Raw genomic sequence first — 11,694 nt, forward strand, 5'->3', positions numbered from 1 at the left:
TGATTGATAGCAATGTCCTTAACATTATAATTGATTACCATTTTTAAATGGTATGTCTAGGAATGATGATGACCTTATTTATTAATAAAAATAAGGTTTTTTATCGTTTGATTTAGCGATCTCCGATAAAAAGAACGCTACTTTGTATCAAAAAGGAATAGGGGCGTCAACTAACCATAGCACAGTTGGTAATGTTATCAAACTTAACAAGGTACTCATTAACGTTGCACTTGAAACCAGTTCAGGGTTGGTATCAAATTGGACCGACATTAGAGTAGTATTAGCAGCGCTTGGCATTGCAGCTAATACAATTAATACTTGTTTATAAACAGGTAAAATTGGCATAAAGTAGACCATACAAGCGGCGACCAATGGTGAAATTATCATGCGGGTTAATAATGAAAATGAAAGTTTAGGGTAATCAAGCTGTGTGATCTTTATTTTAGCCAGTTGCATTCCTAAAATAATCATAATAACTACAATAGATGAATCCCCAATCATGCCAATGGATGTCATAATTGATTTAGATAAAGGGATATGGCATAACTGAAAGATAATACCTAAAAATGCACCATAAGCAACAGGCATACGGATTACTTTATTAATAACATCTTTTTGGCTGACAATATCACTATGAGAACTCCCTTTTACCGCATAATAAATACCAACCGTACTCATCACAAATTGTTGTAATACCATCATAATTACACCAAGATCAAACCCTATGCTACCAAAAAATACTAATAGTACAGGGGTTCCGTAATTACCGTTATTCATAAAACAAGAGCTTAAAATCATGGCACAACGTTCTTTAGTCGAATATTTCATGATTATTGACCAAATTGAGATGATGCATACTAATGATAAGCAAAGTCCTAAAATATAAAAAATGTAATATAGGTAATCAATGGTTAGTGTATGGATATAAAAAGTTTTAAATGCTAAAAAAGGCGAAAGCACATACAGTGACATTTTTGATAGATTAGCTACATCAAATTTTAATATTTTCTGGGAAATAAACCCGACAATAAAAATACAAAAAATAGGAAATAAAATAATAAAAAATTGCATAAACCATATCCTGGATTTGAATAATTAATTTAATAATTCAATAGCATTAACAATTGCTTCTCGTAATTGATAACAGGTATTATCATCAAGTGCATTATTATTTTTATCAGTTAAGATAAATAAATCCTCAATGTGTTCGCCGATAGTTGCAATTTTAGCACTACTCAATGATAAATCTAAATTGGCAAATACTTCACCGACACATGCAAGTAATCCTGGTCTATCTAATGCAATCAGTTCCATGTACGTTTGCTTTTCATTGAAAGCAGATAAAAAATTAACTTGTGTTGGTACCAAAAACGATCGTAATCTTTGTTTGGGTGGTTTAACTGTCACACCTTTGTAAACTGGTTGTTGAAGGGCTTTAGTTAGCGCTTGTATAATGCTTGGATGCCTGTCCTTTTGTAATGTTTGACCATTCGGCTCTAATACAATAAAAGTATCAAGTGCAAATCCTTTTTTATTTGTAATAATTAGGGCATCATGGATGCTTAAGTTATGATTATTAAGAGTATTACATACTGTAGCAAACAGATAAGGTCTATCAGGCGAATAAATAATTATTTCAGTACCACCATGATAAGGATTTGGATTAATCGATACCAGTATTTGGTTTAAATCATGCGTTAATAAATTTTGTACATGCCAGACAATTTGTTCTGTCGTGTACCGCAGAAAGTAGTCAATGCGATAATCTAACCAAAGATTTTTTATTTTCTGTTCATCATAATTTTGCTTAAGTAAGATAGTCAATGCTTCCTGTTTATGTTGACGAGCAATGCTTCGTTGCTCTGGTATTTGATTGATACCAGAATCAAACGATCGTTTTGCTGTTTCATACAGTTGGCGCATTAAGCTTTGCTTCCAACTATTCCAAAGGGTTTCATTTGTTGCACAGACATCGGCAACAGTCAAACATAGTAAATATTGTAAACGTTGTTCACTTTTTACAATTTGAATAAATTCGCTGATAACTGCCGGATCTTGCAGATCACGACTTTGGGCCGTTACAGACATAAGTAAGTGATAACGTACTAACCAAATGATTAAATCTGTATCTCTAGACTCTAATTCATGTAATTTGCAGAATTTTTCTACTAATCTAGCACCTATTTCAGAGTGGTCACCATGATAGCCTTTACCAATATCATGAAATAAACCAGTAATAACCAGTAGTTCAGGTTTAGATAATTTAGCAAAAACTTTAGAACTATTAGGGTGTCTTTGTTTGCCCAATTCTGTTTTAAGGCTATCAAGTTCAAGCAGTAAGCGAATGGTGTGTTCATCAACGGTATAAACATGGAACAGATCAAACTGCATCATCCCCGCAATATGTTTCCAACCTGGTATATAGGCAGTAAGGATGCCATATTGATGCATTGGTAAGATTGCTTTTTTTATCGCATCTGGGTGTTTAATAATTTTCATAAACAGTGATCTTGCTTTTGCATCTTCACTGAGTAGTGTGGTTAATTGTCTTCGCGCTGAACGTAGTTGTCTAATCGTGTTTGAATAAAGTCCAATAATTTGTGGATTAAGCAATATCGTATAAAAAAGTTGCATAATCATAACCGGATCTTTTTTAAATAGATTGTCATCTTTTACATCAATGAGTTTTTCCCTAATCTGAAAATGTTCATCTATATCATATATTTTATTTTTTGGATTGAGCTCCAGTATCGTCTCATCAAAAAGCTGTAATAACATCTGATTGAGCTCAGTAATATTGCAGGCAACACAATAATAATCATGCATCATTTTTTCGACTGGAGTATTGCCTTGACCTTGATAACCAAGCATATTAGCAATGCTTAACTGGCGATCAAACAGTAAGCGATTATCATAACGCGTTATGACACTATGTAGTGCAAAGCGCATGCGCCATAAGAATTTTCGACATGTTTTAAAGTCTTCAATATCTTCAGGAGTTAAATAATCAAAGTGAGCTATTTTTTGTAAGAATTCTTCACCAAAATGACGAATTGCAATCCACTGTACGATTTGCATATCGCGAAGTCCACCGGGGCTATTTTTTAAATCAGGCTCGAGATTATAACTGGTACTATGATATTGCTTATGACGATCTTGTTGTTCTTTAACTTTAGCTCGGAAAAAAGAAGCTGAAGGCCAGATCTTATCACTAAAGATATGTTTACGCAGTTCATCTAATAATGATTGATTACCAGCGACTATTCTTGACTCAATCAAGTTCGTCATTATGGTAATATCATTTTTGGCTTCTTGTAGACAAGTCTTTAACGTTCTAACACTATGACCTATATCTAAATGAAGATCCCAAAGCAAACGAATTAACTCACTGATTCTTTGTTCAATATCTTTAGCACATGGATAATCACTTAATATTAATATATCAATATCCGATAATGGATGAAGTTCAGTCCGTCCATATCCGCCAACGGCAATCAAAGCTATACGGTTTTGTTTAAAAACAGAGGAGACTTGTTCAGGAATTTGAAAATAACACCATAAACGTTGCAACAACTCATCAATAAAATGGCTGCGTAAATGCACTAAAATATCAATATCGACATTTTGTTTAAATTGTGTGACAGACCATTGTTGAAAGTCATTAAGTTGTTGTTTGAGGTAGTCAATATTTATCTGCTCATCGCTAAAATTAAGCGGCGAATTAGGGTAAAACGTATGCATTTGAGTCATAGTCATCATATCAAATTAGGATGATTCATTTGTCATATCGTTACCTGATTTTAAAGCACTGTCAAGTTACAGTTATTTGAATTGTTTATAAGTTTTAAAAATAATTCCTCCTATTTAATTGATAAAACAATGTTATGTAAATTGGTCAGTTAATGGATACTAGATTTGTATGTGATAATCAATTAATTATTAAATAATAAATACTAAATACTAATAATCATGTTATAAATTATAAAAACGATTATTAGTATTTTTATACAATTTTTTGAATAAAAAGGAACTTTAAAGGTTCCTCTTGTAAAAAAGTTTGAGGTTAACTATACGTTTAAGTAAAAACTACAATTTAAAATCACTCAAATCATCTTCGTTAATCTCAGCGTCAATTTGCCCAACTAAATAAGAACTCATTTCAGCTTCTTGTGGAGCAACTTGAACATTGTCAGAAACAAGCCAATTGTTAATCCATGGGATTGGGTTGGATTTGACTTGGAATGGTAATTTTAGTCCAACTGCTTGCATGCGGATATTTGTGATATATTCGACATATTGGCATAAGATATCTTTGTTTAGACCAATCATTGAGCCGCTTTCAAATAGATATCCAGCCCACTCTTTTTCTTGATTGGCCGCTTGCAAAAACAGCTCGTAGCAATCTTGTTCACATTCTTTGGCAATTTCAGCCATTTCAGGATCATCTTCACCACTGCGCAAGGTGTTGATCATAAATTGTGTACCAGTTAAGTGCAGAGCTTCGTCACGAGCAATAAGTTTGATAATTTTAGCATTACCTTCCATTAGTTCACGTTCAGCAAAAGCAAAAGAACAAGCAAAACTAACATAAAAACGAATAGCTTCAAGTGCATTAACACTCATTAAGCAAAGATAAAGCTTTCTTTTAAGCTCACGCAGATCTATGGTTATGGTGCGGTTGTTAACCGTGTGTTTGCCTTCACCTAATAAATTGTAGTAACTTGCATAGCTAATGAGATCATCATAATAACCTGCAATGTCGCCTGCGCGTTTTTGAATTTCTTTATTTGTGACAATATCGTCAAAAACAACGGAAGGATCATTAACAATGTTACGAATGATATGTGTATATGAACGAGAGTGAATGGTTTCTGAAAATGACCAAGTTTCTACCCATGTTTCTAGTTCAGGAATAGAAATGAGTGGTAGCAGCGCTACATTTGGACTACGACCTTGAATTGAATCAAGCAAGGTTTGATATTTTAAATTGCTGATAAATATATGTTTTTCATGTTCTGGCAAGGCGGCATAATCAATACGGTCTTGTGAAATATCCACTTCTTCTGGTCGCCAGAAAAAGGAAAGTTGTTTTTCGATTAATTTTTCGAACATTTCATATTTTTGTTGATCATAACGTGCAACATTTACCGGTTGGCCAAGAAACATTGGCTCTTTAAGTTGATCATTATGTACATGCGAAAAGGTACTGTAATTCATACTCATAAAATAACTCCTAATTGAGTTTGGTTGCTTTTACCGCCACCTTTCGTCATTAGAAAAGAGGGGGGAATCATTAGGGGGTTATCAATTCCCCTAAATACGATACTATGTATCAATGTTTCTATAATCTAAATTAATTAAATTTTACAAGCTCCACCTTCACAGCCATCGTCACTTCCAGTTAATGCGATATCACCTTGAATATCTTCAGCACCATCACGAGTATTATGATAATAGAGTGTTTTTACGCCAAATTTATAAGCTGTCAGTAAATCAGCTAATAATTGTTTCATTGGTACTTTATCATTTGGAAATTTAGTTGGATCATAATTAGTATTAGCTGAAATGGATTGATCTATAAATTTCTGCATAATTCCAACTAAATGCAAATAACCCGTATTATTTGGAATTTGCCATAACAATTCATAAGCATTTTTTAGATTTTCATAATCTGGCACCACTTGTCTTAAAATACCATCTTTTGATGCTTTAACACTGATATAACCGCGAGGAGGTTCAATACCATTAGTTGCATTAGAAATTTGTGATGAAGTTTCTGACGGCATTAATGCTGATAAAGTCGAGTTACGTAAACCATAAGTTTTTATTGATTCACGTAATGATTCCCAATCATAATGTAATGGTTCATTACTAATGGTGTCTAAATCTTTTTTATAAGTATCAATCGGTAAAATACCTTGTGAGTAAGTTGTCTCATTAAATAGTGAGCAAGCACCTTTTTCTTTCGCTAAATTGTTAGAAGCTTTTAACAAATAATATTGCATAGCTTCAAAAGTGCGGTGTGTTAAATTATTGGCACTGCCGTCAGAATATTTAACGCCATGCTTAGCTAAATAGTAGGCATAATTGATCACGCCAACGCCTAGTGTTCGACGATTGATCGATGAGTTACGGGCAGCCGGTACGGGGTAATCTTGATAGTCAAGCAGTGAGTCAAGGGCTCGTACGGTTAAATCCGCTAATTCTTCAAAATCATCAAGAGAATCAATTTTTCCTAAGTTGAAAGCAGACAGGGTACAAAGTGCAATTTCCCCTTTTTCATCATTAACATTATTAAGAGGTTTAGTTGGTAACGCAATTTCCATACATAAATTGGATTGATGGACAGGCGCTAATTGTGCATCGAATGGACTATGAGTATTACAATGATCAACATTTTGTATATAGATTCGACCCGTTGATGCACGTTCTTGCATTAACAATGAAAAGAGTTCAATTGCTTTTACTACACGTTTGCGGATAGTTACGTCTTGTTCATATTGATGATAAAGTGTTTCAAATTTATTTTGATCAGCAAAAAATGCATCATAAAGTCCGGGCACATCTGATGGACTAAATAGTGTTATATTTTCGTTTTTAATCAGCCGTTGATACATTAACTTATTAATTTGAACACCATAATCCAAATGACGAACTCGGTTTTCTTCAACACCACGGTTATTTCGTAAAACAAGTAAACTTTCAACTTCTAAATGCCATATTGGATAAAATACAGTAGCTGCACCACCACGTACACCACCTTGTGAACATGATTTAACCGCAGTTTGAAAATATTTATAAAATGGAATACATCCAGTATGAAAAGCTTCTCCGCCTCGAATTGAACTCCCTAAAGCACGAATACGTCCAGCATTGACACCAATACCTGCACGTTGTGATACATATTTGACAATTGCACTCGCCGTTGCATTAATTGAATCTAGGCTATCATCACATTCAATAAGGACACATGAGCTAAATTGACGTGTTGGGGTTCTAACGCCTGCCATAATGGGTGTTGGCAATGAAATTTTAAATGTTGACACAGCATCGTAAAAACGTTTGATATAATCAAGTCGAGTCTCTTTTGGGTAATTAGCAAAAAGACAAGCTGCAACTAAAATATATAAAAATTGTGCACTTTCATAAATTTCACCTGATACACGGTTTTGTACTAAATATTTACCTTCTAGCTGCTTTACTGCTGCATAGGAAAAAGACATATCTCGCCAGTGATCAATCATCTTATCCATTTGTTCAAACTCTTCTTGAGTATAATCTTCAAGTAAATGTTTGTCATAACGTTTACTCTCTACTAATTTTTTAACGTGTTCAAAAAGAGGCGGTGGGGTAAATTGATTAAAAGCTTTTTTACGTAAATGAAAAATGGCTAAACGAGCAGCTAAATATTGATAATCAGGTGTTTCTTGGGAAATCAGATCGGCTGCGGCTCGAATAATTGTTTCATGAATATCAGATGTACGAATGCCATCATAAAATTGGATATGTGAGCGCAACTCAACTTGGGAAACTGAAACATTCTCTAATCCCTCTGCTGCCCAAGTAATTACTTTATGGATCTTATCAAGATTAATCGGTTCTTTTTTACCATCTCGTTTAGTGACGAGCATTAATTTATTCATTTTTCATCCAATGTCCTGTTGTCTTGTGAAAGATATAATAATTGATATTTATCAAAATATACAATATATAGTGCCTATTAATAAATTAATTACTATATATAGTATATTTATTAATTTATATTATTGATTTTAAGAACTAAAACTGGTTAACAAATTTTTAAATAATTGATAACTTTAGATTATATAATGATGATAATGTGAAATGACGGCTAAAATAAACACAAAAAAATGAGTAGTTAAGAATTTACTAATGAATCGTTTTTTGAAGTTATTATTTAAGAGTTAACATTCAATAAAAATAAGCTCTATTTACAAATAGAGCTAAAAAACTTACTAATGCTTTATTTAGGTATTGAGGCGCATACACCATTTTTATTTTCTTTTTCATTAGCACGACAGTGATATATACCGGTATCAATATGTATATCACAAACTTTTCCTTCACCGTCATCTCCTGCTGTTGGTTCCCATACATAAAAGCGTTTGTAAGTGCCGCCAGTATGAGGAGCAAAAGAGCCAGGATAAGATTTTTGAGTTGCTTCTCCCCATTCACTGATTAATTTACCGATTTCACGTGTAAATTGTGCTGAACCTTTTGATCCCAAAACAGCATTACTTATTTCGTCAGCATTGCTCAATTGATAATGACCTTTTTTAGCTTCACATTCAGCAACAACTTCTGCAACGGTACCTAATACTGATATTAAACCAGTAGTATTCATGTTTTGTTTCCAAGCATCAAACCATTTGGTTATAGTAAATGCATAATGAATTTTTTTATTGTTTGTTTTATTTACTCCTTCAATAATAACTTTGTATCCATTTTCTGACCCCATAACATGCTCCCAAGCTTTTTCTGTATCTTGAGCATCTGGGCCGTTAAACAATACCGTAACTACATTTGCATCACTGTCATCAATATTAACAAGTTCACTACCTTGTTTTACATGCCAATTATAATTATTGACGATGCCATCACTAGATAAAATTAGATCAAATTTAGCACCATAAAAACCGGTAGTCGGAAAGTTTTTAGTTGGATCAATATTGGATTGAGTTAAAAAACCATATTTTGGATCCCACTGATCTTTATCACTACCAGCAACAGTATTAGGCTTTAATTCAGGTCTGGCAAAGCAAACGCCAACATCATCAACAACTGTATATATTACCGATGGTTGCGTTTTAATAATGTTATTAGGATAGGTATTATTATCTGGATCACCATATTTAGAAAATAGGACTAAATCAGCAGATAGTTTCACTTTAAAAGGTGCATATTTTTTTTCAGCAGCCAATGAACAAAACGTATCATAATCTTTTGGTGTAAATTCAATATCATTATTGTTAGCATCTGTATAGTACCATACCATACTAATATCATCGTCAACCACTAAATAATCTAATTTATCACCATCCCTATCAAAAAATTCATTTTCATCAGGTTGTTTAATCACTATTGAAGGTCCTATTCGATTAACAAATGGATAAGCTGTTGGAATCGGTATTTCAGCTATTTCTTTCTGACTATAATAAATGCGATTTTCAATAATTAAACCAAATAACTGAAAATTATCAATATTCATCTCCAATTCTTGTGATAAAGATGGACGTGATCCTTGAATTGTTTGTGCTGTTTGGGATGTAAAATATCCATAACTACTGTTCGAAAATTGCAACAAAAGTAAAGTATAAGTAATTCTTTTTATATGACGGCTAATGGTTATCAGTTTCACTATTTTATTTCTTTCATTAAATGTTTATTGGATAAAAAAGTTTATTTACGTAAACTTTTCTATATTTACAATAGAGTATAACTTAATTATTAAGTTTCAGTCGGAAAGAAAAAACACTTAAATAATAGTTAATTCATGTGATTAACTGATGTAGGGTATTAACAATAGGATTAAATGCTTTTTAAAATTGATAATGAAGTTAACTATTATTAATTGTTATATTGATAATTATTAGTTAGATATGTGTAAAGGAAGGGGGTAAAAAAAGAACAAAGATTCAAATGATAATGATAGTCTATAACTGGATAGTCATTGTTATGGAAAGAAACATTACTAATTTTTATGTTTATATATCGATTAACAAACACTACTTTTATCTTTACTATCCTTATATTGGCAATAATTCTTAGCATCTCAGGAAAGTTTATCACTAGATATATTGTTAAGTTTATTAGAAAAACAAAAATATTAAAATGAAAAATAGATGATTAAAATCAATAGAACTATTAATTAATTCATTGAAATAGAAAATTTATTTAGTTTTAATACTAAATAAATCATTATTAGAGGTATCCTAGTAATTTTTGAGAGAAATAAATAATATGAAAGGTATTAAAGGAAAGAACAATCATTTAAATGACAATGACCATCTTTTTATAGATGGTCATATATTTAAGAAAATTGACCCGCGTTTAGATATTATGGTTTAAAGGAAGCACAGACAGCATTTTTATGTTCTTTTTCTCTATCACGGCAATGATATACACCTGTGTTAAGATGTATGTCACAATACTTTCCATCCTCTGGATCACCATCATCAAAATCCGCACTATATACATAAAAACGTTTTTTAGCACCACCAGTAACCTCAGGACCAAAGGAGCCTGGATAACTTTTTTGATCAACATCACCCCATTCACTGATTAATGTGCCTATTTCACGTGTGAATGAAACACTTTTAGACGTATTTGTTTCAATAGCATTACTTATCTCATTAGTACGACTTACACGATAATGTCCACTTTTACTTTCACATGCATTAACAACTTCCGCAACGCTACCTAATAGGGCTGTTAAACCAGTAGTATTTGCGTTTTGTTTCCAAGCGTCAAACCATTGGGTAATAGTAAAGGCATATTGGGTTGTTTTACCAGTTTTATTATTTTTCCCTTCAATAATAACTAGATATCCTTTACCAGATCCACCCATAACATGCTCCCAAGCTTTTCCTGAATCTTTTGCATCTGGCCCATTGAACGTAACTGTTGGAATATTGGATTTAGTATCTTTGATAACTGTTACAAGATCACTACCCTGTTTTACATACCACTCATAGTCGGAATAAAGATTTTCATCAAATAAGATTAGATCAAATTTAGCTCCAACAAAACCAGTATTTGGAAAGTTTTTTGTTGGGTCAATATTCGATTGAATTTTGAAACCATTTTTAGCAATCCACTGAGATTTATTACTAGATGGAACATTAGGTTTTAATGATGGTCTTGCATAACAAACCCCGATATCTTCTATAATAGTATATGTTGCCGACGGTTTATTATCAATGACATCATTAGGATAACTGTTAAAATCAGGATCACCGTATTCAGAAACTAAGAGTAAATCAGCAGATAATTTCACTTTAAAGGGAGCATATTTTCCTTTAGCAGCCAATGAACAAAACGTATCACTGTCTCCTGGTGTAAATGATATTTCCTTCCCTTGAGCATCTGTATAGAACCATTCCATGTTAATACCATCTACAGTTGATAAAAAAGATAACTTATCACCATCTCTATCAAAAAATTCATTTTCATCAGGTTGTTTAATTATTGCAGGCGTAAGTCGATTTTTAAATGGATCGTTAATCGGAACCGGAATTTGAGCTATTTCTTCATCACTATAATAATTATGATTATTAATGCTCAAACCGAATAATGGTTTTAATTCACCAGTATTTTTTAAACTATTTTCTAATTCATCTGAAAATCTTGGTGGTGTTCCTTGAATTGTTTTAGCTGTTTCGATAGTTAAGTTAGCATAGCTTAACTGAAAAAAAGGTAATAGCAGTAAAGCATACCGAGTTGTTTTTAAGGATCTGATCATTGTATTCACTTTCATGTTTAAAATTGTTAATTGTTACTTTTATTATGTAATTATTTGTTTTATATATATATTGTATATTGTTTTTCAATTAATCATTCAATATATCGAATGGTTAATAAGCTGATTATAATAAAAATAATACAGCTAGTCGATCAATTATATTCAAAATCGCTGTTTTTTTTAATTTTTATCAAAAAAATATTATTTAAATT

The 11,694-nt window shown here is 32.2% G+C and carries 6 protein-coding genes; all 6 read right to left on the reverse strand.

Annotation, left to right across the window (positions count from 1 at the left end; all coding sequences use genetic code 11):
* Window positions 1-147: 147 nt before the first annotated feature.
* On the reverse strand, window positions 148-1,071 hold the full coding sequence (locus A9G17_RS09670; RefSeq protein WP_065738520.1) for an AEC family transporter: 924 nt from the start codon (window positions 1,069-1,071) through the stop codon (window positions 148-150).
* Between the two features lie 24 nt (window positions 1,072-1,095).
* On the reverse strand, window positions 1,096-3,750 hold the full coding sequence (gene glnD / locus A9G17_RS09675) for a bifunctional uridylyltransferase/uridylyl-removing protein GlnD (RefSeq protein WP_141677583.1): 2,655 nt from the start codon (window positions 3,748-3,750) through the stop codon (window positions 1,096-1,098).
* A gap of 336 nt (window positions 3,751-4,086) precedes the next feature.
* Entirely contained in the window at window positions 4,087-5,217 is a 1,131-nt protein-coding gene (gene nrdB, locus A9G17_RS09680; RefSeq protein WP_039128970.1) for a class Ia ribonucleoside-diphosphate reductase subunit beta, read from the reverse strand.
* Window positions 5,218-5,357: 140 nt separating this feature from the next.
* Window positions 5,358-7,643, reverse strand: coding sequence for a class 1a ribonucleoside-diphosphate reductase subunit alpha (gene nrdA, locus A9G17_RS09685; RefSeq protein ID WP_065738522.1), 2,286 nt, complete (start codon window positions 7,641-7,643; stop codon window positions 5,358-5,360).
* 341 nt (window positions 7,644-7,984) lie between these two features.
* Window positions 7,985-9,379, reverse strand: coding sequence for a hypothetical protein (locus A9G17_RS09690; protein WP_065738523.1), 1,395 nt, complete (start codon window positions 9,377-9,379; stop codon window positions 7,985-7,987).
* A 699-nt stretch (window positions 9,380-10,078) separates the two neighbouring features.
* Complete coding sequence (locus A9G17_RS09695) at window positions 10,079-11,482, reverse strand: hypothetical protein (RefSeq protein ID WP_065738524.1); 1,404 nt, start codon at window positions 11,480-11,482, stop codon at window positions 10,079-10,081.
* Window positions 11,483-11,694: the final 212 nt, after the last annotated feature.

This window comes from Gilliamella sp. wkB7 (assembly GCF_001693435.1).
In the GTDB taxonomy this organism is placed as follows: Bacteria; Pseudomonadota; Gammaproteobacteria; order Enterobacterales; family Orbaceae; genus Gilliamella; species Gilliamella apicola_N.

Bases quoted from the DNA above. Each gene is read 5' to 3' on its own strand.
- A9G17_RS09670 (WP_065738520.1), bottom strand. From the start codon at position 1,071: ATGCAATTTTTTATTATTTTATTTCCTATTTTTTGTATTTTTATTGTC.
- glnD (WP_141677583.1), bottom strand. From the start codon at position 3,750: ATGACTCAAATGCATACGTTTTACCCTAATTCGCCGCTTAATTTTAGC.
- nrdB (WP_039128970.1), bottom strand. From the start codon at position 5,217: ATGAATTACAGTACCTTTTCGCATGTACATAATGATCAACTTAAAGAG.
- nrdA (WP_065738522.1), bottom strand. From the start codon at position 7,643: ATGAATAAATTAATGCTCGTCACTAAACGAGATGGTAAAAAAGAACCG.
- A9G17_RS09695 (WP_065738524.1), bottom strand. From the start codon at position 11,482: ATGATCAGATCCTTAAAAACAACTCGGTATGCTTTACTGCTATTACCT.